This window comes from Sphingomonas aestuarii, assembly GCF_054457155.1.
This window is the reverse complement of record NZ_JBTKVV010000002.1, coordinates 273,461-298,517: the sequence shown is the minus strand read 5'-3', so window position 1 is coordinate 298,517 and position 25,057 is coordinate 273,461. Positions and strand designations below refer to the sequence as shown.

The 25,057-nt window shown below is 61.8% G+C and carries 25 protein-coding genes and 1 tRNA gene; 18 read left to right on the top strand and 8 right to left on the bottom strand.

All coding sequences use genetic code 11. The annotated features are described in order from the left end of the window. The first annotated feature begins 88 nt into the window (after nucleotides 1-88). The 3 genes from ACX0GZ_RS04700 (at nucleotide 89) to ACX0GZ_RS04690 (ending at nucleotide 3,630) form a co-directional block, all read left to right on the top strand. Nucleotides 89-2,341, top strand: a complete 2,253-nt coding sequence (locus ACX0GZ_RS04700; RefSeq protein ID WP_458813880.1) for a beta-glucosidase — start codon at nucleotides 89-91, stop codon at nucleotides 2,339-2,341. A 78-nt stretch (nucleotides 2,342-2,419) separates the two neighbouring features. Continuing rightward, nucleotides 2,420-2,950 (top strand): MFS transporter, encoded by a 531-nt coding sequence (locus ACX0GZ_RS04695; RefSeq protein ID WP_458813878.1) that lies wholly within the window; start codon nucleotides 2,420-2,422, stop codon nucleotides 2,948-2,950. Beyond that, nucleotides 2,947-3,630, top strand: coding sequence for an MFS transporter (locus ACX0GZ_RS04690; protein WP_458813876.1), 684 nt, complete (start codon nucleotides 2,947-2,949; stop codon nucleotides 3,628-3,630). Before ACX0GZ_RS04695 ends, ACX0GZ_RS04690 begins: the two co-directional genes overlap by 4 nt. 4 nt (nucleotides 3,631-3,634) lie before the next feature. On the opposite strand, the gene ACX0GZ_RS04685 is transcribed toward ACX0GZ_RS04690, so the two are convergent. Further along, nucleotides 3,635-4,468: a glycoside hydrolase family 16 protein gene (locus ACX0GZ_RS04685; RefSeq protein WP_458813874.1), complete on the bottom strand. Its 834-nt coding sequence runs from the start codon at nucleotides 4,466-4,468 to the stop codon at nucleotides 3,635-3,637. Nucleotides 4,469-4,598: 130 nt separating this feature from the next. Between ACX0GZ_RS04685 and ACX0GZ_RS04680 the strand changes: the two genes are divergently transcribed. Continuing rightward, nucleotides 4,599-7,109 carry a glycoside hydrolase family 3 protein gene (locus tag ACX0GZ_RS04680; RefSeq protein WP_458813872.1) on the top strand — a complete coding sequence of 837 codons (2,511 nt, stop codon included), beginning with the start codon at nucleotides 4,599-4,601 and terminating at the stop codon, nucleotides 7,107-7,109. A gap of 65 nt (nucleotides 7,110-7,174) precedes the next feature. Further along, nucleotides 7,175-7,672, top strand: a complete 498-nt coding sequence (locus ACX0GZ_RS04675; protein ID WP_458813870.1) for a transposase — start codon at nucleotides 7,175-7,177, stop codon at nucleotides 7,670-7,672. 135 nt (nucleotides 7,673-7,807) lie between these two features. Here ACX0GZ_RS04675 and ACX0GZ_RS04670 read toward each other — a convergent pair whose 3' ends face one another. Both ACX0GZ_RS04670 and ACX0GZ_RS04665 read right to left on the bottom strand, forming a co-directional pair. After that, entirely contained in the window at nucleotides 7,808-8,230 is a 423-nt protein-coding gene (locus tag ACX0GZ_RS04670; protein ID WP_458813867.1) for a dicarboxylate/amino acid:cation symporter, read from the bottom strand. A gap of 401 nt (nucleotides 8,231-8,631) precedes the next feature. Then, complete coding sequence (locus tag ACX0GZ_RS04665; protein ID WP_458813865.1) at nucleotides 8,632-10,284, bottom strand: MFS transporter; 1,653 nt, start codon at nucleotides 10,282-10,284, stop codon at nucleotides 8,632-8,634. 1,207 nt (nucleotides 10,285-11,491) lie between these two features. Between ACX0GZ_RS04665 and ACX0GZ_RS04660 the strand changes: the two genes are divergently transcribed. Then, a complete protein-coding gene (locus ACX0GZ_RS04660) occupies nucleotides 11,492-13,123 on the top strand; it encodes a recombinase family protein (RefSeq protein WP_458813863.1) in 1,632 nt (543 codons plus the stop codon). An 83-nt stretch (nucleotides 13,124-13,206) separates the two neighbouring features. Here the strand turns inward: ACX0GZ_RS04660 and ACX0GZ_RS04655 are convergent, their stop codons facing one another. Further along, complete coding sequence (locus ACX0GZ_RS04655) at nucleotides 13,207-14,394, bottom strand: tyrosine-type recombinase/integrase (RefSeq protein WP_458813861.1); 1,188 nt, start codon at nucleotides 14,392-14,394, stop codon at nucleotides 13,207-13,209. Further along, nucleotides 14,312-15,019 carry a hypothetical protein gene (locus ACX0GZ_RS04650; RefSeq protein WP_458813859.1) on the bottom strand — a complete coding sequence of 236 codons (708 nt, stop codon included), beginning with the start codon at nucleotides 15,017-15,019 and terminating at the stop codon, nucleotides 14,312-14,314. The genes ACX0GZ_RS04655 and ACX0GZ_RS04650 overlap by 83 nt, the downstream gene beginning before the upstream one ends. A gap of 103 nt (nucleotides 15,020-15,122) precedes the next feature. Here ACX0GZ_RS04650 and ACX0GZ_RS04645 point away from each other — a divergent pair, with 103 nt between their 5' ends. From ACX0GZ_RS04645 to ACX0GZ_RS04620, 6 genes are all read left to right on the top strand, one after another. Beyond that, a complete protein-coding gene (locus tag ACX0GZ_RS04645) occupies nucleotides 15,123-15,302 on the top strand; it encodes a helix-turn-helix domain-containing protein (protein WP_458813857.1) in 180 nt (59 codons plus the stop codon). Between the two features lie 104 nt (nucleotides 15,303-15,406). Beyond that, on the top strand, nucleotides 15,407-15,694 hold the full coding sequence (locus tag ACX0GZ_RS04640) for a hypothetical protein (RefSeq protein ID WP_458813855.1): 288 nt from the start codon (nucleotides 15,407-15,409) through the stop codon (nucleotides 15,692-15,694). Next, nucleotides 15,687-15,944, top strand: coding sequence for a hypothetical protein (locus tag ACX0GZ_RS04635; protein ID WP_458813853.1), 258 nt, complete (start codon nucleotides 15,687-15,689; stop codon nucleotides 15,942-15,944). The genes ACX0GZ_RS04640 and ACX0GZ_RS04635 overlap by 8 nt, the downstream gene beginning before the upstream one ends. Next, nucleotides 15,944-16,603: a hypothetical protein gene (locus ACX0GZ_RS04630; protein WP_458813851.1), complete on the top strand. Its 660-nt coding sequence runs from the start codon at nucleotides 15,944-15,946 to the stop codon at nucleotides 16,601-16,603. The genes ACX0GZ_RS04635 and ACX0GZ_RS04630 overlap by 1 nt, the downstream gene beginning before the upstream one ends. Before the next feature lie 59 nt (nucleotides 16,604-16,662). Further along, nucleotides 16,663-17,052, top strand: coding sequence for a hypothetical protein (locus ACX0GZ_RS04625; RefSeq protein ID WP_458813849.1), 390 nt, complete (start codon nucleotides 16,663-16,665; stop codon nucleotides 17,050-17,052). Nucleotides 17,053-17,468: 416 nt separating this feature from the next. Continuing rightward, nucleotides 17,469-19,052: a terminase large subunit gene (locus ACX0GZ_RS04620; protein ID WP_458813847.1), complete on the top strand. Its 1,584-nt coding sequence runs from the start codon at nucleotides 17,469-17,471 to the stop codon at nucleotides 19,050-19,052. On the opposite strand, the gene ACX0GZ_RS04615 is transcribed toward ACX0GZ_RS04620, so the two are convergent. Beyond that, nucleotides 19,049-19,288, bottom strand: a complete 240-nt coding sequence (locus ACX0GZ_RS04615) for a hypothetical protein (protein ID WP_458813845.1) — start codon at nucleotides 19,286-19,288, stop codon at nucleotides 19,049-19,051. The genes ACX0GZ_RS04620 and ACX0GZ_RS04615 overlap by 4 nt on opposite strands. Nucleotides 19,289-19,305: 17 nt before the next feature. Continuing rightward, the gene (locus ACX0GZ_RS04610; protein ID WP_458813843.1) at nucleotides 19,306-19,581 is read right to left on the bottom strand and encodes a hypothetical protein; all 276 of its coding nucleotides are present in this window, start codon (nucleotides 19,579-19,581) and stop codon (nucleotides 19,306-19,308) included. Between the two features lie 132 nt (nucleotides 19,582-19,713). Between ACX0GZ_RS04610 and ACX0GZ_RS04605 the strand changes: the two genes are divergently transcribed. From ACX0GZ_RS04605 to ACX0GZ_RS04585, 5 genes are read left to right on the top strand one after another with little or no spacing between them, the layout of a single operon-like run. After that, nucleotides 19,714-20,943 carry a phage major capsid protein gene (locus tag ACX0GZ_RS04605; RefSeq protein ID WP_458813841.1) on the top strand — a complete coding sequence of 410 codons (1,230 nt, stop codon included), beginning with the start codon at nucleotides 19,714-19,716 and terminating at the stop codon, nucleotides 20,941-20,943. A gap of 2 nt (nucleotides 20,944-20,945) precedes the next feature. Continuing rightward, nucleotides 20,946-21,509 carry an HK97 family phage prohead protease gene (locus ACX0GZ_RS04600; RefSeq protein WP_458813839.1) on the top strand — a complete coding sequence of 188 codons (564 nt, stop codon included), beginning with the start codon at nucleotides 20,946-20,948 and terminating at the stop codon, nucleotides 21,507-21,509. After that, the gene (locus ACX0GZ_RS04595) at nucleotides 21,500-22,675 is read left to right on the top strand and encodes a phage portal protein (protein ID WP_458813837.1); all 1,176 of its coding nucleotides are present in this window, start codon (nucleotides 21,500-21,502) and stop codon (nucleotides 22,673-22,675) included. Before ACX0GZ_RS04600 ends, ACX0GZ_RS04595 begins: the two co-directional genes overlap by 10 nt. Continuing rightward, the gene (locus ACX0GZ_RS04590; RefSeq protein WP_458813835.1) at nucleotides 22,672-22,947 is read left to right on the top strand and encodes a head-tail connector protein; all 276 of its coding nucleotides are present in this window, start codon (nucleotides 22,672-22,674) and stop codon (nucleotides 22,945-22,947) included. Before ACX0GZ_RS04595 ends, ACX0GZ_RS04590 begins: the two co-directional genes overlap by 4 nt. Further along, nucleotides 22,947-23,258: a phage head closure protein gene (locus ACX0GZ_RS04585; RefSeq protein WP_458813833.1), complete on the top strand. Its 312-nt coding sequence runs from the start codon at nucleotides 22,947-22,949 to the stop codon at nucleotides 23,256-23,258. Before ACX0GZ_RS04590 ends, ACX0GZ_RS04585 begins: the two co-directional genes overlap by 1 nt. 151 nt (nucleotides 23,259-23,409) lie before the next feature. Here the strand turns inward: ACX0GZ_RS04585 and ACX0GZ_RS04580 are convergent. Next, nucleotides 23,410-23,485, bottom strand: a tRNA-Thr gene (locus ACX0GZ_RS04580). Between the two features lie 180 nt (nucleotides 23,486-23,665). On the opposite strand from ACX0GZ_RS04580, the gene ACX0GZ_RS04575 reads away from it, so the two are divergent. Further along, nucleotides 23,666-24,955, top strand: coding sequence for a PAS domain-containing protein (locus tag ACX0GZ_RS04575; RefSeq protein ID WP_458813831.1), 1,290 nt, complete (start codon nucleotides 23,666-23,668; stop codon nucleotides 24,953-24,955). Nucleotides 24,956-25,057: the final 102 nt, after the last annotated feature.

The window sequence follows — 25,057 nt, the reverse complement described above, 5'->3', positions numbered from 1 at the left end:
AACACTGGGTTGTGAGCGTTCCCATAACTATGCTCTACGGGGGCTGGCTCCATTGAAGAGAGTCGTTCTGCAAGGGGGAGGAAACCAGATGAACCGTCGCCTTATGGTCGCGCTCGCTGCCGGTTCGATACTTGCCGGCTCGGCGATCGCTCGCGAACCTGTATCCGCGCCGCAACATAATAAACCAGCCATCGATGCGCGTAACCGTGCCGACGCCCTCGTCTCCAGAATGACGCTCGACGAAAAGATCGCCCTGCTTCACGGACTGTTTCCGCCGATGGCGGCAGGTAAGACGGACAATGAGATGATCCCGTCGGCGGGACATATCGACGGCATCCCGCGCCTTGGCATTCCGCTAGTACGGGAAAGCGACGCGTCGCTAGGCGTGGCCAACCAGGTCGAACAGCGCAAGGGCGACGTCGCGACCGCCCTGCCGTCAGCACTTGCCACTGCTGCCAGCTTCGACCCGGACATCGCGCGTTCAGGCGGAGCGATGATCGGCGCAGAGGCACGTGCAAAGCGCTTCAACGTGCTGCTGGCGGGTGGCGTTAACTTGACCCGCGATCCATGGGGCGGGCGCAATTTCGAGTATATGGGCGAAGACCCATTGCTGTCGGGCCTGATGGCGGGCGCCCAGATTGCGGGCGTGCAGTCCAACCGGATCGTCTCGACCGTCAAGCATTTCGTACTCAATTCGCAAGAAACCGGTCGCATGGTTCTCGATGCTCGGATTGACGAAGCGGCGCTGCGGATGAGCGATCTGCTCGCCTTCCAATTCGCGATCGAAAAGGGCCAGCCCGGTTCGGTCATGTGCGCGTATAACAAGGTCAACGGCGACTGGGCGTGCGAGAATGATTTCCTGCTGAACCAGGTGCTCAAACGCGATTGGCAGTATCCCGGCTGGGTGATGAGCGATTGGGGCGGTGTGCATTCATCGGCCAAAGCCGCCAATACCGGGCTCGACCAGCAATCGGGGCAGGAACTCGACCGCGAAATCTATTTTGACAAGCCATTGCGCGCCGATGTCGCCGCGGGCCGGGTGACGATGGCGCGAATCGACGACATGGTCGCGCGGTATCTGACAGGCCTGATTACGACCGGCGCGTTTGACACCGCCGCGCCTGCAACGGCGCAGCGCATTGATTACGCGAAGAATGCCGAAGTTGCCCAGCGCGCAGCAGAAGCCGGCATCGTCCTGCTGAAGAACGAAGGCAATCTGTTACCGATTGCGCACACCGCCAAGCGAATTGCCGTTATCGGCGGTGCAGCCGATCTGGGCGTGCTGTCGGGCGGCGGATCAAGCCAGGTTCGTTCAGTCGGCGGAGCGCCGATCGAGATTCCGCTGAGCGGTGGGCCTGCTGCGTCCTTCGTTCGAATCACCTATCACGCTTCATCGCCGCTTGCCGCGTTGCGAAAGGCATTGCCCGACGCGCAGATCGATTTCGTCGATGGTCGCAGCCTGAACGCCGTCACCGCCGCGGCGAAGTCAGCCGACCTGGCCATCGTCTTTGCGACTCAGTGGACGACAGAGGCAGAGGATGTGCCGAACCTCAACCTGCCGCACCAGCAGGACGCGTTGATCACTGCGGTCGCCGCCGCCCAGCCCAATACGATCGCGGTGCTCGAAACGGGCGGACCGGTACTGATGCCGTGGATCGAATCGGTGCCCGCGATCGTGCAAGCCTGGTATCCCGGGCAGCGCGGGGGAGAGGCGATCGCCAACATCCTGACTGGAACGGTCAATCCTTCGGGCAGACTGCCGATCACTTTCCCCGCTCATGTCGGACAAGCGCCACGCTGGCGTCCGGTCGGACTGGACAAGTTTTCCGATCTGGAAGCGCAAGCGGCGGCGAACCCGGCCAATGCCGGGGCCTATCAATTGCAAAGCTATCCGATCGACTATGTCGAGGGCGCCGACGTCGGATATCGCTGGTACGAGCGGCAGGGCCAGACCCCGTTGTTCGCCTTTGGCCACGGCCTCAGCTACACCAACTTCGCCTATGGCAATCCGGTCGTGTCTGGCGGCAAAACGGTCCGCGTGACGTTCGACGTCACCAACACCGGCAAGCGCGACGGCGCGGATGTTCCCCAACTCTATGTGGCGCGCGACGGCGCATCGACGCCGATGCGACTTGCCGCGTTTCAGCGGATTATGCTGCGCCCGGGTGAAACCCGGCGCGTAACGCTGACCGCCGAACCGCGGATCGTGGCCGATTACGATACGCGACTGCCCGGCTGGCGGATCGCGGGCGGGCGCTACCGGGTCGCGCTGGCGAAGAATGCCGGCGACCGGTCGATGGTATCGACGGTGACGCTGGATGCGGCGACGATGAAGCCCTGACCACGTCCTGACGAGCATTGCCGCGCCGCTATCATGCGCCGATAAGGCGCGGCAATGCCCGTCGCCCCACCTCCGCCTGTGCGTCGTTCGACGGCATTTCTGATGCTGTATGCGCTGGCGAGCGCAGGCGGGGTGATCGCGTATCTGCCGCTATTGTCCCTGCTGCTGCCGATGCGGATCGAACACGTGTCGGGCGACGCGCGGCTGGGGGTGTTCACCGCGACCGTCATCATCGGCGCGATCGTCGCCAGCGGGTCCAACATCCTGTTCGGCTGGCTAAGCGATCGATCGGTGGCGCGCGGCCGCACTCGGCGCGGCTGGCTGATCTTCGGCATCACTTTGTTGTTCCCGGCCTATGTTGCGGCGGCTGTGGCGACCACTGCTGCCGCTATCCTGGCGTCCCTGATCCTGGTTCAACTCGCGATCAACGCGTTGCTGGCCCCGCTGGCGGCGATCATGGCCGACGAAATCCCCGATGCGCAAAAGGGTGTGGCAAGCGGGATGCTGGCATTGGGGTCGCCGCTCGCCTCCGCATTCGGCGCAGCGCTGGTGGGCTTTGCAGTACTGGACGAAGCGGCGCGGTTCCGATCGCCATTGCCGTCTGCGTGACGCCCCTGTTGTTCACGCGCAGCATCTTCCTGTCGGATGCGCCCGCATCGCAGCCCGAGCGTTGCCTCGCGCGCCGCGATCTGGCCATCGTCTGGGTGGCGCGACTGCTGGTACAGGTGGCCGGGACGGTTCTGCTCCTCTACCTTTATTATTATTTCGAGAGCCTGGCGTCGGTGAGGATGCCGATCGACACCGCATCGGGGGTCAGTCGGCTGATGACCCTCGTTTATATCCTGTCATTGCCGCTTGCGGTGGGGCTGGGCCGGATGTCGGACCAAACCCGGCGGCGAAAGCCGATCCTGTTCGCTGCCGCGATGCTGGCATCGGGCGGACTGGTCGCGATGGCTGCGGCAAGCGACTGGCGGATGGGCGCGATCGGATACGGCCTTTATGCGCTCGGGTCGAACGTGTTCCTGGTGCTCCACGCCGGCTTTGCGATGCTATTGCTGCCAAGCGCGCAGCATCGGGGCCGCGATCTTGGCCTGCTCAATTTGGCCAACACGGCGCCCTCGCTGATCGGACCGGCGATCGCCTGGATGCTGGCAACGCCCAACGACCTTACGCCCGCCATGCTGGCGCTCGCGATCCTGACCCTGCTCGGCGGCGTTGCGATTTTGGGCGTGCGGAGCGAAGAGCGCGCATCACTGCAGTACGCACCTTCGCCGACGACGACGCCCTGACGTTCTAGCGTGCAGCCTTGGCCTCGACCGGCCAGTGGCGCACATAATCGACCGTCATGCGCATGGGAAACGCCTTGTCGTCAACGCCCTTTTGGCCGCCCCAGTCGCCACCAACGGCCAGATTCAGGATCAGGTGGAAGGGCCGGTCGAATGGCCACGCGCCCTTGTCGCCGGGCATGTCGTTGGTCACCCGCATGTGCGCGCGACCGTCGATGCCGATCGTGATCGCGTCGGGCTGCCAGTCGAGCTGGTAGGTGTGGAATTCGTTGCACGCGGTCTCGACGCGCTTCTGAGCGCCGCGCTGGGTTCCTTTGGCGTGGTTGTAAGTGCCGGAATGCAGCGTCGCGTGGATGACCTTGGGGTCCCAGCCGACCATCTCCATGATGTCGATCTCGCCCATCTCGGGCCAGCTGCCGCCTTCGGGAAGCATCCAGATCGCGGGCCAGGCACCCCGACCGCAGGGCAATTTGGCGCGAACCTCGTAGAATCCATAGCCCAGCGGCTTGTGCGACACGAGCTTGGCGGAGCTGTACGCCTGACCGCCCCAGTCAGCGAACATCGCTTTCGACATCGTCTCCTGATGCGCCTCGATGATCAGGGCACCGTTCTCGATCCGGGCATTTTTGGGGCGCGCAACGGCATAATATTGCAACTCGTTGTTGTGCCAGCCTTGCGCATTGCGCGATGCATCGTACCGCCAGACGGTGGAATCCACCTCTTCATCCTCGAACTCGTCGGCGAAAGCGGGGGCCGACACGGGTGCCGCCATCGGTGCATCGATGCCGTAATTCGTCGCGCCAAGGCCCACCACCTGCAAGGCGAATAGAATGAAGCTCATGTCTCGCTCTCCCGTTGGTCCAGCCCGTTATCGCTCTACCCGATCGGGAGGCAGGGACTCGACAAATCATTTGATAACGTTCTCAACCCGAGTCAGAAAGGGGCAATAATCGGAACGAGGGGAGCGTGAGATGGGTCGGCCATGGCTAAAAATCGCGGCGATGGCGCTGATGGCGGGTGTATCGCAACCACTTCTGGCCCAGCAGGCGACGCAGGTCGCGCCGGGAACCCAGGCTGCAGGCGTTGCCGATCCGGCGACGTGGCCGGTCGTGCAGCGTCCCGCGACCAGCGATGCCGCGGTTGAGCGCCGGGTCGAGGATTTGCTGCGGCGCATGTCGCTGGAACAGAAGGTCGGGCAAGTGGTGCAGGCCGATCTGGCGAGCGTGACCCCCGACGATGTGCACCGTTATCATCTTGGATCGATCCTGAACGGCGGTAATTCTAGCCCTGGCGGTGCCTATAATGCGCCGGCGCCCGAATGGCTGAAGGCAGCCGATGCCTTTTACGAAGCGTCGATGCGGGCGAGCGGGTCGCTGCCGCGCATCCCGGTTATCTGGGGCAGCGACGCGGTTCACGGCCACAACAACATCGTCGGCGCGACGCTGTTTCCGCACAATATCGGCCTGGGTGCCGCGCGGAACCCGGAGTTGATGCGCCGCATCGGCGAAGTGACCGCGATCGAAATGCGCGTCACCGGGCTCGACTGGACCTTTGCCCCGACGCTGGCGGTGGTACGCGACGACCGCTGGGGCCGCACCTATGAGGGGTTTGGCGAGGACCCCGAGATCGCGACATCCTATGCGCGTCCGCTGATCGAGGGATTGCAGGGCAAGATCGGCGATCCCGACTGGCTGCGCGGCCCCCGTATCGTCGCCACTGCCAAGCATTTCGTGGCGGATGGCGGCACCGTCGGCGGCAAGGACCAGGGCGATGCGCGGATGTCCGAAGCGGATCTGCAGCGGCTGTTCGCCGCGCCTTATGTCCCCGCGATCGAGGCCGGCGTGCAATCGATCATGGTCAGCTTTTCGAGCTGGAACGACGTCAAGATGCACGGCAACCGGTCGCTGCTGACCGGAGTAATCAAGGATCGCTGGGGCTTCGACGGCTTTCTGGTTGGCGACTGGAACGCGCATGGCCAGATACCGGGTTGCACCAACGAGGATTGTCGGGAGACGTTCATCGCCGGGCTCGACATGGCGATGGCGCCCGACAGTTGGAAAGGGCTGTGGCAATCGACCCTGGCGCATGCGACCAGCGGCGCGCTGCCGATGCCAGTGCTCGACGAGGCGGTGCGCCGCATCCTGCGCGTCAAGGTACGCGCGGGCCTGTTCGAAGCGGGCAAGCCGTCGTCGCGGATGCTGAGTGGACAATACCACCTGCTGGGCAGTGCCGACCACCGCGCGGTGGCGCGCCAGGCGGTGCGCGAATCGCTGGTGCTGCTCAAGAACCAGGGCAGTGTCCTTCCGCTCAAACCGGGCGCGCGTATCCTGCTTGCCGGCGACGGCGTCGACAGCATGACCAAGCAGACCGGCGGCTGGACGCTGACCTGGCAGGGCACCGGCACCAATCGCGCCGACTTCCCCAATGCCGACACCATCGCCGAAGCAATGGCAAAGGCCGCGAAGGAAGCCGGGGGCAGCACCGAACTGGCGATCGATGGCACGTTCAAGACTCGCCCCGATGTCGCGGTCGTCGTGTTCGGCGAGGATCCCTATGCCGAGTTCCAGGGCGATCGGCCCGATGTCGCGTTCGATGACCCTGCCGACAATCTGGCGCTGCTGCGACGGCTGAAGGCGGCGGGCATCCTGACCGTGTCGGTGTTCCTGTCGGGTCGTCCGTTGTGGGTGAACCCGCATCTCAATGCATCGGACGCGTTCGTTGCGGCCTGGCTGCCGGGGTCGGAAGGCGGCGGCGTCGCCGATGTCCTGTTCGGCAAGGCCGACTTCAAAGGCACCCTGCCCTATAGCTGGCCGCGCGAAACTGACCAGACTGCGGTCAATATCGGCGATGCTGATTACAACCCGCTGTTCGCCTATGGCTATGGCCTGACCTATGCCAAGGGGGGCGACGTTGCCATCCTGCCCGAAGCGCGCGCCGGTGGCATCGCCGAGGATCGCAACACCGTGTTCGGCAGCGGCAAGCCGGGTGCGGGCGCCAGGCTGCTGCTGGGGGCGCCCGGTCAACTCTCGCCAAATCCCGGCCCCGACCTGATCAGCGCACGCGGCGCCGACCGCAACGCTCAGGAAGACAGCGTGCGGATCGCCTGGACCGGCAAAGGACTGGCCAGCGCGACCATCGAGCGCCACGAACCCATCGACCTGACGCGCGAGGCGAACGGCGATCTGGTGCTGTCGATCCAGTACCGGGTCGACCGCGCGCCCACCGGGCCGGTCACGCTTGCCATCGACTGCGGCGCAGGCTGTACCGGCGAACAGCCGTTCGCACCGGCGCTGAACGAGACGCCCCTTGGCCGTTGGACCACCGCCTCCATCCCGCTGCGCTGCTTTGCCCAGGCCGGTGCGGACATGAGCCGGATCACCAACCCCATCCGCATCACCACCGCCGGCACCATGGACATCACCATCTCGTCCATCCGCTTCGCACAATCCACAGGCCAACCCGCCGAATGCGCGCGCCAATGAATTATGGCGAAGCACCACATCGGGGGGATGGCATACACGATAGCGGAACCCCGTGCCGGGTTGCAATGCAGCACACCCCGAAGCGCAGTTGGGACGATCCTCCTGCAGCACTTGAGACGATCGCGGCGTTCGACCTGCACTTTCCGACCGATGACAGTTGCCTCGAACAATTGTTTCAGACCAGATTCGGCACCGGTTTCGATTGTCCCCGATGTGGTCGTTCGACGAATTGGCACCGGATCAAAGCGGAACGCGCCTATTCCTGCCAATGGTGCGGCAATCATCTCCACCCTACAGCGGGTACGCCGCTCCAGAGCAGCCGCATTCCGCTGCGATTGTGGTTCTACGCCATTCGGCAGTCAGAACGCGTCAGCTCGAAAATGCTCGTGCGGCAAATCGTTGCAGCATTCGGCGTCGCACCCGTAACGGCGCAACGCATCGTCCGGCGCGTTCAGGATGCATCGATCGACTGGACCGAAATCATCCTATCGTCACAGCGGCAGGGGCGTAGCAAAGGCTACAAAAAACGACAGTGCAATGGCTTATCCTCATTTGCCAAGTAAGCAGGCACATCCAACTGGCCTTCCCATCCGCCGCGGGAGTCGCGATCGACAGGTCAGAGGTCAGGTTTGGGAAGGTGCGTACCATTTCCAGAATGCGGTCAAGCGGGAAGATAAGCCCAAGGCTAATGAGGTTTGCTAAGGTCTGATCCCGATCGCGGCGAGCACCGCGGCCAACATAAATAGCGATCCCGAGGGCACTGGCGCTACGCCGATTGCAACGATTGTTGTCTTCGCTGCGATGATAATGTAGTCCGCCAGAGTTAGATCGATGCCAAACGCATGAGCGGCGAACAAGGCCAGCATCGCCACATACTTCGTTAAGCCGTCCATGCCGATCGCTGCGCCCAGCGGTAGCACCGTCGATGTTAATGGGGGCGAAACACTGAGATTATCCTCGGCAACGCGGATTGCTACGGGCAAGGTCGCGGAACTGGATGATGTCGAGAAGCCGATCGCACAGATCTGCTTCTGAGTGACAGGTCGCTTCGTACCAATCGTTTTACCGGCATTCCAAGCCACGCGGTTCTGCATAACGGGATCGAGATATGAGTATGTCATCGTCGTTCACCTTGGCGCTGTTTGGCCACCGTAAAAACGAACAAAGACTGGTCAGCATCGTCCAAAGTGGACATCACACGACCGAGTAATATGACCGGTTTTGGGCGATGCTAACGGTTGGCCCTAGGACCGGGATGGGGCGCTTTGCCGACTGGCAGGTCACGCTGACACCGGTTCAACGGCTTATGGGCCGGTTGCTGAACGGCAGGTCCTGGCTGGAAACTGGCTGTAGCCGCAGGTCCGCTTTCGCGAATCCAGCGTAAAGTGTTTCCCGGCTGCTGGCGGACTGCGACCGTGCTGTATGATGAGGCGAACCTGCCCCACCGGACATAATCGCTTCGCTCATTTGGGTTGTGGCGGGAACCGCGATGCTCGCCGATGTCGAACGTTCGATCGAGCGGTTAACTTTGCCGCGCCGTGTCGGTCATCGGTTCGGCCAATTCGCGCGGTGTCGCGTCACGGATCCCAGGCAGCGTGCTGGTCTGGCGCTCGATCATTCGATGAACAACCGGTTTGGCCGGACCGCAATGTAGAGCAAGGATGTCGAGCGTATTTTGAGCATCCTCGAATGTACGTCGCTGATTGTGACGGACGTAATCAAGCCAAGTGGCGACGTGATAGCGCTCCACCCACAGATCGGGTTCACCCAAATCACGCAACAGCGTCCAATGCCGTGCGCCGTCGCGCCTGCGAATGCGCCGTCGTTCGTGCATCACGTTTGGGAAACGCGGGATATTGCCCGGCGTAATGCGATATTCGATCGTCACCACCACGGGGCCGCTGCGGTCGTCTACAGACACGGCCGTTTCCGGCTCCGACCATTCGCGCAGCGCGAGATTGAGATCACGCGCAACCGGCAGGGGCAGGACGAGCCCGGACAGGATGGTCAGCGCCTGGACCGCAGCCGCGGCGAATAGGCTGATCCGAACCCCGTGTGTGTCTGCGATCGCACCGAACAGCACTGCCCCGCTCGCCATCCCGCCGAACGCCGCCATCTGGTATAGCGATAGCGAGCGTGCGACGACCCAACGCGGTGCGGCCAGTTGAACCGTCACGTTGAAGGTGGAAAGCGCCAGCACCCATCCCCCGCCCGCCAGCGCCAGCGCCAGCGCGGGAATGGTCAGCCACAGCGTCGAATTGAAGCCGGTTAGCACCGTGCCGATCGCAAGCGCGGTGGCGGCAGCGCGAACGATCGCCTCCACGCTCATACCGTCGCGAAGACGGCGCACCATCAACCCGCCGCCTACTGCGCCGATCCCGAATGCGCCGAGCAGAACGCCGTAGGTCAGAGAATTGCCGACGATCACATGGCGCGCGACCAGCGGCATCATTGCCGGAACCGCGCTAGCGCCAATCCCGAAAATCAGCGCACGAGCCAGCACCGTGCGGATGTCGGGCGACATTGCGACATATCGCACCCCGGCAGTCATGGCGTGACCCAGAGGTTCGCGCGGCAGGATGCGTTCGGGATAGCTTGGCTTCCACCGCGCCAATACCGCGATCAAACCGACATAGCTTACCGCATTGACCACGAACGCCGCCGCACCTGCCGCGGCGACTATCGCGCCGCCGATTGCTGGGCCGACGCTGCGTGCGATATTGAACCCCATCGAATTGAGCGCGACCGCCCCCGGTAGGGAAGACCGCGGCACCATATCACCCACCGAGGCCTGCCACGCCGGACCGTTCATGGCCGCGCCGCAGCCGATCAGGAAGGTAAAGACGAGCAGCAGCCAGGGCGAGATCCAGCCCGCAAAGGTGATGACCGCCAGCACCACCGACACCACTAGCATGAACCCCTGCGCAGCGAGCATCACCCGCCTGCGGTCTAGATTATCCGCGACCGCGCCGGACCACAGCGATAGCAACAAAATTGGCAACGCGGTGGATGCTTGAACCAGCGCCACCATCTGGGACGATGGTGTCAGCGAGGTCATCAGCCATAATGCGCCGACCGATTGGATCAACCCGCCAAAGTTGGATGCCATGCTCGCGATCCACACCGCGCGAAATACGGGAACGGACAATGGCGAAGGCGGATCGGTGTCGGCCATGCCGCCTCAGATGCGCGTTCACGATGCCTATGCCAAGCAGCGATGCGGCATTCGGCTACTTCGTTGCTGAACGATAGGTTCTGGTTGGAATATGGCTAGAGCCGCAGGTCAGCTTTCGGTGGACCGACGGAAGGATGCTTCTTCGCTGGTAATAGGGCGCAAAGCTGAAGGGTCGCTTCGGCAACATCGATGATGATAATTGGACACGGTGCTACTATAAGCTGCTTATGACGCGCCTTCGACGCTTTAAAACACCAGCCATAGCGGGCGCGTGTTTGATCGCTGGGGTTGTTATCGGATTTACGATCCCACGCACGTCTTCAGTTGCCACTTTCAGCTCTGGCGACCGTGACAATCTCCGTCAACCTGCCCCCCAGGCAACCGTGAGAGACGTCTATTCCCCCGCCATCCGAAGCGACAATTATGTTCGCCAGGAACAACTCAAGATTGTCGAGATGCTTGAGCGCCAATGTCGGTCGACGGAGCAAAACTGCCAGCTCGCCGAGGCGGCTCGACGATCCGTGGACCGGGACTGAGAACCGCGTTGCACTAGGGTCAGGACCCATAAACCCGCCTAGTGGCTCCAGCGCTGATTAATCCTCTCGCTCGAGCGCTTGAGCTTGGAAACATGCTGGCGTGGGCTGTCATGGCCATGGTCATAGTCAGATGGCGCCTGAGGAGGCGGCGTTGTGCTCGTGAAGACACCGTATCGTAGTGAACCTCCTCGTTCTTGCCCCTGGTTGCAAGCAGGGCCTGCTAGAGGCGAGCCAATCGCACGCCGTAGTATATTGCAGTTAAGGTTACGATGAAGTCAGCAAGAAGGGCTAAAAGCCGCCCGAAAAATGCCGTGCTAGTGAGCGTGGTAGCAATCAAGATAAATTCAATCATTTCAAATTCCTATTTTTTCTTCCCAATCCCTGGGTCAACCTGCCTTTTTTTCTGCAAATTATCTGACCGGTTACATCGTTCTCCGAAATCTCTCACGGCAAACGCTGGTGGGTGAAACGACTTTGTTCTTCTACCAGCGACGACGGTGCGCGAGAGAAGCCGAAAATCGACGACGGGGCCCCGGGATCTCAGCGTGCCGAAGAGCGCGCCGTTAATGATCTGTTGTCAGGCTCTTTCCCGCTGTCGCGATCCGAGTCAGAATGGTTGCTGACCCTGTTGAGCGCGGACGAACTGCGCTTTATTTTCGAAGGCCCAGATCATGTTGAAGACAAAGACTGAGCGCGCGCTCGGTTATGTGCGGGTATCGACCCAGCGTCAGGCCGAGGGCGGGATCAGTCTGGATAATCAAGAACAGCGTCTCACGGCATATTACGCAGGTCGCGGCGTTGAGTTGGTTCATATCCATAAAGATGGCGGCCTGTCGGGGACCACCGACAATCGACCCGGCCTCCAGGCATTGTTCGAGCACGCTATGCGCCAGGGGAGCGGCATCACCGAGATCGGGGTCTATAGTTTCTCGCGGCTATTTCGTGATCATTACCTGCTCGAGCATTATCGCCGGAAGCTGAAACGCGCGGGTGTCAGACTGGTCGCAATCACACAGGAGGTTGGACATGACGCAGAAGGCGATCTGGTCCGTTCAGTACTCTCTAATTTCGACGAATATCAGTCGCGTCAGACTGCTAAATTTACGCTTGACACCATGCGGCGCAATGCTGAGGCCGGGTTCTGGAATGGCGCGGTGCCACCATTTGGCCACACCACCGTAGTTGCCGAAATGCGCGGCCCCAATGCCAAGAAGCGCTTGGCAATCGAGCCTTCCGAAGCCCTCCAAGTCCAACAGATATTTCGAATGAAGCGGGTTGGGATTGGCCAGGGGCCGATGGGCTACAAAAAGATCGTCTGCCATCTGAATGCAAATGGATCGACGCTCCGCGGCCGCAAATGGCACGTTTCCAACGTGCGGGACATTCTTACGCGCTCGACGTATCGCGGCAAGCATCTCTACGGCGTCCACGACACTCGCAACGGGGTCAAGCGGCCTGAGGAAGAATGGCAGGAGGTGGCGGCGCCCGTCATCATTCCCGAGGCGGAATGGCTCGAAGTGCAGGCTGGTATCGCGCGCAATGCTAGCCACATCACCCCGGCCCGAATCGAATCTGGTCCAACGATGCTTGCCGGGATCGCCAAGTGCGGACACGCCGAGTGCGGTAACGCACTCACTATCGCCACCGGAAAAGGTGGGCGATACCGTTACTACCGATGCTCGCGGCGGCTGCGTCGAGGCGAAACAGCCTGTCAGGGCACCAGCATTCGCGATGAGAAGCTGGAAAGCGTGGTGATCGATGCGTTGGAAAAGCGTTTGCTTCAGCCGGATCGGTTGAAGGCACTGCTCGCCAATCTGCTCGATGACAGTTCCGCTGCGATTCGAGACCGTCAGAACCATCTCAAAGCGCTCCGTACCGAGCGCACTCGAGTAGATGGTGCCATCCAGAACATGTTCGATTTTATCGAACAAGGAATCGTGACTGCGCGGGATGCAGAATTTGCCTCACGCCTTGCCGCCCAGCGCACCCGCCGCGCGGATATCGAGATTGAGATTGTCCTCGTTGAGCGGCAGCTATCCTCGGCAGAGCGGCGTGTTACGCCCGGAGCGGTGTCTCGGCTGGGTGAGGTTATCCTGCAGAAATTGCGATCGGAGGACTACGCTCTGCGCCAGGGATACGCTCGCCGGTTCATCAGCAAAGTTGTTGTGGCACCAAACCTCATCACGATCACAGGTCCAGTGAAATCGCTAGAAATGGCCTCCTGCGGGGACCCCGAGCAGATCGCACCTGTGGTGCCCTCTTCTGCTCGGGAGTGGTGCCGCTTACAGGACTCGAACCTGTGACCCCCGCATTACGAATGCGTTTTTAGTTACGCCTTTCTGCCGTTTTCGCGCTCTATGTTGCATCGGTGTTGCATCGGCGGGCGCTACGCCATCAATTCCGCTTCGATCGCGGACGCCACGGCGGCGTCGGATGCGGCAGCTTCGAACAGGTGCCCATACGTGTCGAACGTGAGCTGGATCGATGAATGGCCGATCCACGTCTGCACCCGCTTGGCGTCGATCGACCGTTCGATCCACATCGACGCGGCAGCATGGCGAAACGAGTGTAGGCCATAGCGCCACGTCGGTTCCCCATCCTTATCGGGTTCGGTGACACCGGCACGGACCTGGAGCGGGCCGATCACGCGCTGGAGCAAATTCGAATGCGTTTCGACCTTGCCGACGCCGTTGGGGAAAGCGAGGTCGAGCTTGCCGTTCGGGCACGCTAGCTTCCACCGTTTCAATTCCGCGACCAGGGCCGGGGGGAGCGGTATGGACCGACGCGCCGCGGCAGACTTGGGCGAGCCTATTTCATTCCAGGCATCCGCCCGCTGCGATACCGTCACGCGACCGGATTGCAGATCAATGTCGGACCAGCGTAGGCCGCGTAATTCCGACCCGCGCAACCCGGTGAATATCGCCGTCATAATGATCGGGCGCTCGCGATCATCCGCTGCTTTCAGGACGGCGCGTAATTCGTCTTTCGTCGGTATCTCAACCCGCTCGCGATCACGCGCAGGTCGCTTGATCCTGACCCCCGCCGCGACGTTCTGCGCGACCAGGCCACGCCGCTGGGCATCACCGATTGCCGAACTTAGGGCGCGCATCACCATGACCGCCATCGCCTTGCCCCGCGTTTCAACGAGCTTATCGGCGAAGCCTTCGACCTGGGGGCGGGTGAGCCTGCTTAGCTTCTCTGCACCGATCAGGGGGCGGATATGCAGACGCACGCGGGCTTCGTAACCTTGGAGCGTGCTCTGCTCCAGGTTCTCGCTCGCGCCGCGCTCAAGCCATAGCTTGCACGCCTGATCGACCGTGATCGATTGAGAGTCGGCGGTATGTGTTCCCTGCTGCACCTGCCACGCGGCACCGACCAGCCAAGCCTCCGCATCCTTTTTGCGGGCGAACTGCTTTGACCGGCGCGCGCCGCCCTGGTCGCGGTAATCTACCTGCCATGCCGTGCGATCGTCGCCCTTAGGACCGACCCAGCTACGCTTTCGTATCGACGGCACTGGTTCGTCTATCGTATTCGGTTGCCCAACGGATGAATGACCTAGCAACGCGCTTGCCATCCCACTTCCTAATTAGTGCGATATACATAAGCATCCGCATTACCAGCTCGCCAATTGGGATTACGAGGTGCGGCGCGCTCGAAAATGGCGCGTGATCGCCAAGCTCGTCGCGAATATCTTGAATGGCTAGGAAATAGACTTCTGGATCGCGCTGTGACCTTTCTTTTAGGACGCCTAGGGAATTTGGATAAATCACCAGCATCTTACCGTGAGGCTCGACTTTGAACTTTGCAATCTTGTCGTCCTCCATCATCGACAGGGCAGTCTCTAAGTCCGATTGCACGTCAATAAGCCAAAAATAGTCTTTAACTTCTGACAAGAATTTATCGCGAATGCTGTTCGCCAATTCTACCGCCTGGTCGGGAAGCATACCGAGATCAATGAACGAAAAGACCAGCATCATGTCGGCTAGTTGAGCAAAGCCATATACTGCGGGCGTCCCTTTCCCCGTGTTGACCCCGGCTGGAAATCCTTTCCGCTGTAGATTCTGGAGACGGCCCCGGAATGCCGTGTGCCGGTCCGGATCGATCATAAACCGAGCACCGAGAATCGTTTCGACCTCCCCAAAGGTAAGGGTCAATTCCTCCGCACTCGCGGCAATTTGCTCAATCGAACGATCAGCCACAGCGTCCACACAATAACGATGACGTTGCCCTATTGCATGGAGGCGCGGACACGTCTAGGTACAACCAGACAACAACGGTGTTGTTATCGTCTAGGAGGTTAAGATGGCTCTAAATGAAGACCTACTTTCCGGCGCACGGGATGCCGCTGCATTCGTCGGGGTAAGCCCGCGCTCGATCTACAAAATGACCGATGCGGGGCAGCTACCCGTCATCCGTAAGGGTCGGCGGCTGTTTTACCGGAAATCGGAATTGGAAGCGGCATTCCGCTCCGAGGCAGCGTGACGGCGGTAAACGCCAGAGGCGGCGCAGCCCAAAACGCAAATGAGCCGAAGCAAGGCTGCAACCTCGCTCCGGCTCGAACAACCCATACTCAAGGACAGAGCAACATGGTTGAACATCAGAATAGCGATTATATCGGCATTCCGCCAGCCCTTGCGACGATTGAAAAGCTGGTCGGTGAAGCGCAGCTTGCCACATTCCGCGCCTATGCTGTGGCTCACGCCGCCTGGGACCTGACCGACAAGATCGATGTCGCGAAAGACGACGTGCCGATCCTAGGGCGGCTCGACAGCCTCTCCGATGCGTCCTGCCGCCTGATAAAGGACATTCAAGAGGAGCTTGGCGCGATCGAGGACACGATCATGGCATATCGCCGGGAGGCGCAACGTGGCTAACCTCATCCCCTTCCCGCGCGAGCGCCTGTCGCTGCGATTCCGGCCTGAACAGAATGACCCCTGGATTGTCGTCCGCGAGGAAGCATTTGGCGCGGCCTTCGAAGTTGTAGTGCTGCCGACCCCGGCGGGCGTCGGTCACGATTGCGAGTTTCCGACCTATGCGGCGGCGCTCGAATATGGCGAGCGGCTGTCCCGCACCTTGGGGTGGAAACTGCACGATCAGGTCGGCGACAGCGATCGGGTGGCATAATGGCGAAAAAGGCCAAACAGCGCGCCGACCATCGGGCGGACAATCGTGGTGGCGCATGGGCGGGGATACCGCATTGCGTGATTGATAGCCTCGCCTACCGGCATCTCTCCCTATGGGGCCGCGCTGTTCTGGTCGAAGTCGTGCGCGAGATGAACGGCTATAACAACGGCGAGATCGGCATTAGCCAACGCCAAATAGCTGAGCGTCTCCGCACGACGAACTTTCGCAGTATCGGTAAGGCGGTGGCAGAATTAATGTCGCACGGCCTGATCGATATCACCGCCGAAGGGCAGTGGAAGCAACGCATGGCGCGGCAATATCGGCTTACGTTCGTGAACACGGGCGGACCCGGAACCTACCGCCCCGCCACGAACGAATATCGCGATTGGAAACCCGCTCCATTTTCTGGCGATGACACTGTGTCAGCAAGGAACGTCAATTCTGCTGACACAGGTTCAGCAGAGCGTCCCGATGCTGCTGACACAGGTTCAGCAGAGGCCAATGGAAAACCGCCAAAAGTGCCCATCCATGCTGCTGACGCAGTGTCATCACTTATAAGTAAGCCATACCAGGGGGCTAAATCTCGGGTTGGGAAATACCCCCGAATAGACCCCCAAAATAACAGCGGCCCAATTTCGGCCAGCCGAGACGCGGCATGAGCATTGTCGCACTGCCGCCCGTGCGCGCGTCTGTTTTCGACAGCATTGGAGAAGCTGACATGACCGAGAAAGTTACGATCACCGGCCTTAACCGGGTGACGACCCCCAAACCGAACAACGGCGGCTCGACCGTTATCGCCTGGTTCAACTGCGAAGCGCGCGGCATTGCCTTCACCGGCTGCGCGCTGGCACGAACTGCAAAAGGCGGGTTGGCAGCATGGCCCCCCAAACTGGACGGGCCGGAAATGGACCGGCGATCGGTCAAGATTATCGACCACAGTTTGCGCCATGCGATGATGCTGCACGCACGCGAAGCCTATCGGGCGCTGGGCGGCACCGATGCGGAGTATATCGGCACCAGCATCCCCAACCCGCCCTATGATGACGAACCGGCGACCGACGACGACCTGACCGGCGTGCGGGCATTCATTGGGGCAACCGATGGCTGATTGGCCCTATTCGACCCAGCGTTGGCAGCGCCTACGCAAGCGGCACCTGACTATGTTCCCCGTGTGCGTGCCGTGCAGGGCGGTGGGCAGGATCACCATTGCCAACACCGTGGATCACAATCAGGCGATCAACGATGGAGGCATGGCCTTCCCTGGTCACGACGGCCTGACCAGTATGTGCGTGCCCTGCCATAGCGCCAAGACAGCACGGGGCACCGAGGCCGGGGCGGTGCGAACAGACCGTGCCCTGAGACCTCGACGGGGATGTGATGCCAACGGCAACCCCATCGACCCCGCGCATCCGTGGAACGAAAAATCGCTCAGGGCTGACGCTTTGGGGACCGCCGCCAACCCGAGAATAGAGTTAGTTTCAAAAGGCAACCGATATGGGCGCTAGAGGACCAGGCGCGAGCCGGATGCGGAAGGCTGCGGAGATGGCCGAACAGGGCGATCCGCACCCGTGGGACGACCCCAGCCTGACCCGTGCCGAGCGGGTTATCGCGTTCATTGAATCCATGCCGATCACGAAGGGGTATGGAGCGGGCGAGAATGTGAAGCTGCTGCCGTTTCAGCGGGATTGGATTGCCGCGATCTACGCGACCGGCGACGACGACAAGCGGCGCGTGCGGACGGGCCTGTTGAGCGTTGCGCGCGGACAGGGAAAGACTGTTCTGGCAGCATTGCTATGCCTTGCCCATCTAGCCGGACCCGAAGCGGAGGCGCGCGGGGAGTGCTATTCGGCGGGCGCGACGAAGGATCAATCGGCGCTGATCTTTGCCGAGATGGAAGCGGTGATCTTTGCGGTCCCCTGGTTGGCCGCGCGCATCAACGTGCAGCGATTCCACAAGCGGATGGAGGATGCCGAAACCGGGTCGATCTATCGGGCGCTGGCGAGTGATGGGGCGAGCGTTCACGGCCTAGCGAGCAGCTTCATCGTCTGCGACGAACTCGCCCAATGGAAAAAGCGCGAGCTGTTTGACGTGCTGCGTACCAGCATGGGCAAGCGCAAAGAGCCGCTGTTGCTGGCGATCGGCACGCAGTCCCCGAATCCGGTCAATATCATGTCGGAACTGGTGGACTATTCGGGCCGCGTTGCGTCTGGCGAGGTGTCCGACCCCAGCTTCCACGGCGCGGTCTATGCCGTGCCAGAGGATGCGGACCCCTATGATCCCGACAACTGGAAACTGGCGAACCCGGCGATCGGCATATTCGTATCTGCCGAGCAGCTTGCCGACGAAGCCGAGCGGGCGAAGCGGATGCCGACGTTCGAACCCGCGTTCCTCAACCTGCATTGCAACATGCGCGTCGATGCCGAGCCGAAAGCGATCAACCCAGCCGAGTGGCAGGCGTGCGGCGACCCGGTGGACGCTAAGGCGCTTAGGGGGCGTCCGTGCTATGCGGGCCTGGACCTCGCCAGCGTGCGCGATCTAGCTGCGCTGGTGCTGTATTTCCCCGACGACGGCGGCGCGGTCCTGCCGTTCTTCTGGTGCCCAAAGGCCGGTATCGCGGTCAAAGAGGAAATCGATCACGTCCCCTACCGCACCTGGGCGAAGGCTGGGCATATCGAGGCGACACCCGGCAACGCGATCGACAAGCGTTACATCGCCCGCCGCCTCGCGCAGATCGTCGCGGATTACGACCTAAAGGCGGTGGCGTTCGATCGGTGGGGCATAAACGACCTAACCGTCATCCTGGACGGTGAAGGCGTGGACCTGCCGCTGGTGCCCTGGGGGCAAGGCTTTGCCAGCATGGGACCGGCAGTGGACGCATTCGAGACGGCATTGCTCGCCGGAAATCTACGCCACGGGATGCACCCGGTCCTACGCTGGAATGCCAGCAACCTGATCCTGGACACCGACCCGGCAGGCGCACGCAAGCCGAACAAGGCGCGATCAATCGACCGCATCGACGGGCTTGCGGCGCTGATTATGGCGTGCGGTGCTGCCGCTGCCGATACCGGGCCGAAAGTCTATAAGGGGGCTGGGCTGGCTTGGGTTTAGTCGGGCAAGTTTTTGATATAATTATGGCACTCGCCCACGTTGCGGACTGCATATAAGCAGTCAATATAGTTCAGAAGTATCTGCTTTTTCGTCATCCCACCCTCAATATATGGAACTCCATCGCGGACATTCACCCGGGCTCCTTGAGCTTCAGAAACTTGCGCTAGCAGATACAGGGCTACCATTTCTTTCGAAACTGCGCTGGGCTGCACACTATTTACTTTCACGTCGGTCATCTTCGTCTCCTATCGGCTTAAGCTGTTCCTGCTGGCGGGGACTGCACCAGACCAATTCCCCTAAGTCTGGCAACCTCATGCTTGTCAGCCAACTCTAAATAACGCGAGCGATCGGCACGATCACGCCGACCGGTCATCCGCTGCACAAGCCAAGTTTCGCTATCGGCGATAAGCCATTCGGACTCTTCGCGAGTGAGACCGGTCAAAATTTCCATTCCATTTGCATCAATGGCGAGACCTTGGTTTCCTTCGTGGAAAGCACGATCACCGTCCGACATTTTCAACTGGCGCATTCGATCCTCCACCTAATGCTTGGATAGTGGAGTGAATTACTTAAGGACGCTAGCCCCCACGAACTCCGCAGCGTTGACTTTTCACGCTTTTATAGGTAAGTAATGCTGACCTTTTTTGGGGGAGCATGACCTGTGAAGACGGCAGAACTTATTGAGCAGCGGGCGGCGATTGTTGCCCGCATGAATGAAGCGCACGGCAAGGACGACCAGACGGCGTTCGACAGTGCCGAAACCGAATTGCGTTCGCACGATGCCAAGCTGATGCGCGCCAAGGCGATCGACGCGGCAGACCGCGCAGATCCCGGCACGCCGATCACCACCACCGGCGATGCGAACCTGGACAAAGAGCTTCGCAACTTTTCGATCAGCCGCATGATCGCGCACCAGATTGACCCGCGCATCGATGCAGGCCGCGAAATCGAACTCCAGGATGAACTCGCCAAGCGTGCGGGCGGACCTGCCAAGGGCTTCTATGCCCCGCTGGAGGTGTTCGAAAAGCGCGTGCAGACGACCGCGAACAGCGGGCCGCTGGTGCCGACCGACTATCGCCCTGACCTGTTCGTATCGGCGCTGACCGCTGGCACGGTGATGCAGGCAATGGGCGCAACCGTTCTGACCGGCCTGACCGGCAATGTCGAAATCCCTCGCGAAACGGGTTCGCCTGCCGTGGGCTGGGTTGCCGAGAATACCGCGCTGCCGACCGGCGATGCGTCTTTCGACAGCTTCACGCTCTCCCCGCATCACGTCGGGGCGATCACCGAAATCAGCCGGAACATGGTGATGCAGGCATCCCCATCGGTCGAACAGCTTTTGCGGAACATGCTTTCGCGGAACATCGCGCTCGAAATCGACCGCGCTGCGATCAACGGCACCGGGACCGGCGCGGAACCGCGGGGCATCCTGAATGACCCCGACGTGCCGACCCTGGCCTATGCTACGGACCTGTTCACAACCAGCGCCAACATGATCGCCCTGGCCGACCTGTCCAACGTGGAGGCCGCACGCAGCTTCCTGGCGACGAACGGCGTAAAGACGGACGCAATGCTTTTGCAGGACGCCGATGGCCGCGCCATCCCGATGGCCGAGACGTTCCACAACGAACCCATCCGCTTCACGAACCAGGCACCGAACGACCTGGGGACCGAGGAAGACGAACACACCATGATCTACGGTGATTGGCGCGACTTCGTGATGGGCGTCTGGTCGCAGCTCGACATCCTGGTTAATCCGTATGCCGAAACCGCTTACAGCAAGGGCAACATCCTCATCCGCGCGATGGCGACGGTGGACTTTGGCGTTCGCCGTCCGGCTTCGTTCGTATCGGCAACCGGCGTTCCCGGCACGGTCCCGATTGGGGCTTAATCATGGGGGCGGCGCTTGCTCCCCTGGGTGCCGCTATTGAGCGGCGGGCCTTCACCGAGCTGCGGGTTCTTGCACCCCAGCGACGGCTAGAGGGCTATGCCGCAACATTCGGCGCGGAGGCACGGCTAGGGACGTTCGTGGAAACGATCGAACCCGGTGCATTCCGCGCCGCCCTGTCCGGCGACGTGCTCGCATTGCTCGACCATGACGCGGGCAAGGTGCTGGGCCGCACGAAATCGGGCACGCTTCGATTGTCGGAGGATAGTCGGGGCTTGGCCTTTTCGCTCGACTTGCCAGAGACGGCAGCGGGGCGCGACGTGTTGGCACTTGCCGATCGCGGCGACCTTGGCGGCATGTCTTTCGGGTTCAAGGTTCCGAAGGGCGGCGAATCGTGGACCGGCACCAAGCGGAGCCTTCGCGCGATCGATCTAAAGGAAATCAGCGTGGTGCAGGCGTGGCCTGCCTATCCCGACACCGAACTGGCATTACGCGCGATGCGGGCCGATGCAGGCAATGCCCGCCGCCGCCGCATCCTGACTCTAGCGGAGGCCGGACAATGGGGCTGATCGATCGCATGGCGAGTGCGCTGGGGTATGAGCGCCGCGCCGATAACGACCTGACCGACCCGTCATGGGCCGCGATTGCACCCGGCATCGGCTATCCCGCTGCCCTGTCTGCACGCGCGCACGAAAACTTGTCGGCAGTGCTGGCCTGCACAACCGCAATCGCGACCGCATTGGCCTACGTCCCGGCGCTGATCTACCGCATCCAGGGCGAATCGCGTGTCGAGCTAATGTCGCATCCCGTGCGACGGCTGACCCGTGAAGGTGCCAACGAACAAATGGCGTGGCCTGACCTTATCGAACATCTGGTCGCATCCGCGCTGCTGACCGGCAACGGGCTGGCGACGATCGACCGGGCACCGAACGGGGAGCTGCAAAGCCTGACCTGGGTGCCGTGGGGCATGGTGACGGTCCAATATCTCAAGAGCGGACGGCTGGCCTTTGACGTATCGGACGCACGGGGCGGATTGCGCCGCTTCCTGCAAAGCGAGGTTATCCACCTTCGCGATCGCACCGACGACGGCCTGGTGGGACGTTCCCGACTATCCCGCGCGGCTGACACCGTGGCGGGCGTCATCACGACCAATCAATTCGCGCGCACGTTCCTGGACCGGGGGGCGTCCCCCAGCGGCGTGATCGAACTTGACGGGCATTTTACACCAGAACAGCGCACGGGCCTTCGCGATCAATTCCAGGCGAAGCATAGCGGCAGCGCCAACGCGGGCAGCACGCTGATCCTAGACGGCGGCATGAAGTGGAAAGCCTCGCAAATCTCGCCAGAGGATGCCGAGCTGCTGGAAAGCCGGAAATTCGGTGTCGAGGAAATCTGCCGACTGTTTCAGGTGCCTCCGCCGCTGGTGCAGGATTATTCGCACAACACCTTCACCAATTCGGAGACGGCGGGCCGGTGGTTCGCTCAATTCACGCTGGCACCCTGGGCACGCAAGATCGAATCGGAGTTTGCCCGCACCGTCTTGACGGGCGGCACCGAACTGGAGCTAGACCTATCCGGCTTCCTTCGCGGCGACCCGCAAACCCGGTGGGCAAGCCATAAGATCGCGATCGACGCGGGCGTGCTGGACCCCGACGAGGTTCGGCAGGTGGAAGGCTGGAACCCCCGCACCGGGCGCGATCCCCAACCCGACAACGACGCAGCGGTGGCGGCATGATTGAACTTGTGAGCTTGGCAGAGGCGAAAGCCTTTCTGCGCGTCGATGCCGACGACGAGGACGAGACGATCGCAATGCTGATCGGGGCCGCGACCGAAGCCGTGGTGACGTTGGCAGACGGCTGGGTTCCGCTAGAGGGCGAGCCTATCCCCGACCGCATCCGCTTGGCGGTGCTGGCGCGCGTGGCGGTGGCATTCGATGACCGGGAGAAGGTGACGGGCGCGGATGGCGAAACCCATCTGCTAGGACCGCTGCGCCTGCTGACCGTCTAATGCGCGCGGGTTCCTTATACCGGCGCATCACAATCCAGCGTTTCGAATCATATGATGACGGCTGGGGCACGGTCGAGGATTGGGCCGATCTATTCCACGGCTGGGCACAAGTGGTTCAACAGACCGGACGCGAGTTTTTCGAGGCCGGTGGGCTAGAGGCGGTGCAGCGTGTCGTCTTTCGAATGCGCTGGCGTGAAGGCATCACCCCGCTGGACCGGGTGATCTATCGAGGGATTGCCTATAATATCCAGGACGTTCGCGAGCTTGGGCGGGCCGCTGGAATCGAGCTGCACGCGGTCGCATCGGTCTAATCCCATGTTGCATCCGTGTTGCATGGAGCAGCCGGAGCCGCGCGAAAAGCGAGGGAATCCGGGACATTCGCAAGCAACACCGTGTAACATGAAACCGACCGGACAAGGCAACCTCAGCCGACCTAAGCAACTGTTTTGATTGGGGAAATCGTGGTGCCGCTTACAGGACTCGAACCTGTGACCCCCGCATTACGAATGCGATGCTCTACCAACTGAGCTAAAGCGGCCCGGCTCCCGGCGTGGCAGGAGCTATCGAGGACGCGGCGCTTAGCAGTGCCTCGGGATCGCTGCAAGCGGCTTTGCGTGCGTGTCCGCCTTCGCCCGGTGCTTTACGCGGTGTTTACCAGATCGGGGGCACAACCGCTTTCAGACCGGCGGCAGATCATGCGTCGCCCAAGGGAGCAGCTATGGATACCGCACGCGGAATCGACGAGCGAATCGACGGGGACGATACCCATGCGACCGATGCCGCAGTGAGCGACGACGGCTTCAACATCGGCACCGACGAGCGGCGGATGCATGTCCGCGCCTATAATTACTGGGTGTCGCTGCTGGGCGACCGGCCCTATCCGGCGATTCAGGATCTCGACCCCGAAAGCCTTGCCGATTTCGGCCCCAATTCGGTGCTGATCGATTTTTCCGCAGGAATCGAGGATCCGGCGATCCGGTTTCTCGGCGCAGCGCTTCGCGGCGAATGCGGGATCGATCAGTCGATCACCCGCATCGCCGACGTTCCGCCGCGTTCGCTCTTGTCGCGGCTGACCGATCATTATCTCCAGATCATTGCCAATCGCGCGCCGATCGGGTTCGAGGCCGAATTCGTCAGCCAGCGCGGGCATAACACCTTTTATCGCGGCATCCTGATGCCGTTTTCGTCGTCGGGCGAGGAAATCGATTTCATCTATGGCGTCATCAACTGGAAAGAGATGGTCGATGCCGAAACCCAGGCAAAGCTGAACGCCGAACTGGATGCCGCCCGCCGCAGCGCGCCGCAGCGCACGCAGACCGCGCCGGTCTGGGCCGACGGCCCGAGCGGCGGGTTCGACGCGCCACCGGTGCCCGAGCCTTCGGTCGAGCCGTCGGTGCCGAGCGCGATCGACGCATCGGTCGCCGCCAATCTGGCCGACAGCCTGATGCTCGCCCGCGAAAGCGCCGCAGCGGTGCGGGCAAGCGACGTGCGCTCGCGCGCCGCGCTCTATCGCGCTTTGGGCCGCGCGCATGATTTCGGTCTGGCCGCCGACGCCGACCATGAAGGCTATGCGACGTTGCTGGTCGATGCCGGGCTGAAGGTTCAGCCGCGCGCGCCGACCACGCCGATCGTGAAGCTCGTGTTCGGGCTGGATTACGACAAGACGCGCGTGACCGAATTCGCGACCGTGCTGGCGCATGCACGGCGCGTCGGGATCGGTCCGGGCGAACTCGCCGAATTCCTGGAGCGCCAGGACGGCGGGATAAAGGCTGTGGTCAAGGCGGAGCGCGATGCCAGGCGGCCCGCCGCTCGCCCCGACGGGTTCGAGGAAGCGGCGCGCAAGCTGCGCAATCAGGCCGCGATCGCAAGCGTCGCGATGGATGCGGGCAACGCCGAGTTCGTGCTGCTGGTCGCGCGGGCGGGGCTCGACGGGATGCTCGACATCGTCGCGCGCGTGGACGACGGCGACAAGCTGACCGAACAGGTGGTTCGCCGCGTCGTGAAATAAGCGTGCGCCGACCGGTGCCCGATTTGTCCTAAAGCTGCAAAGACGACGGGTAAGTGCCTTCGCAGGTGCGAGAAGTCTTGAGGCTTTTCGTGGGCGGGCGTA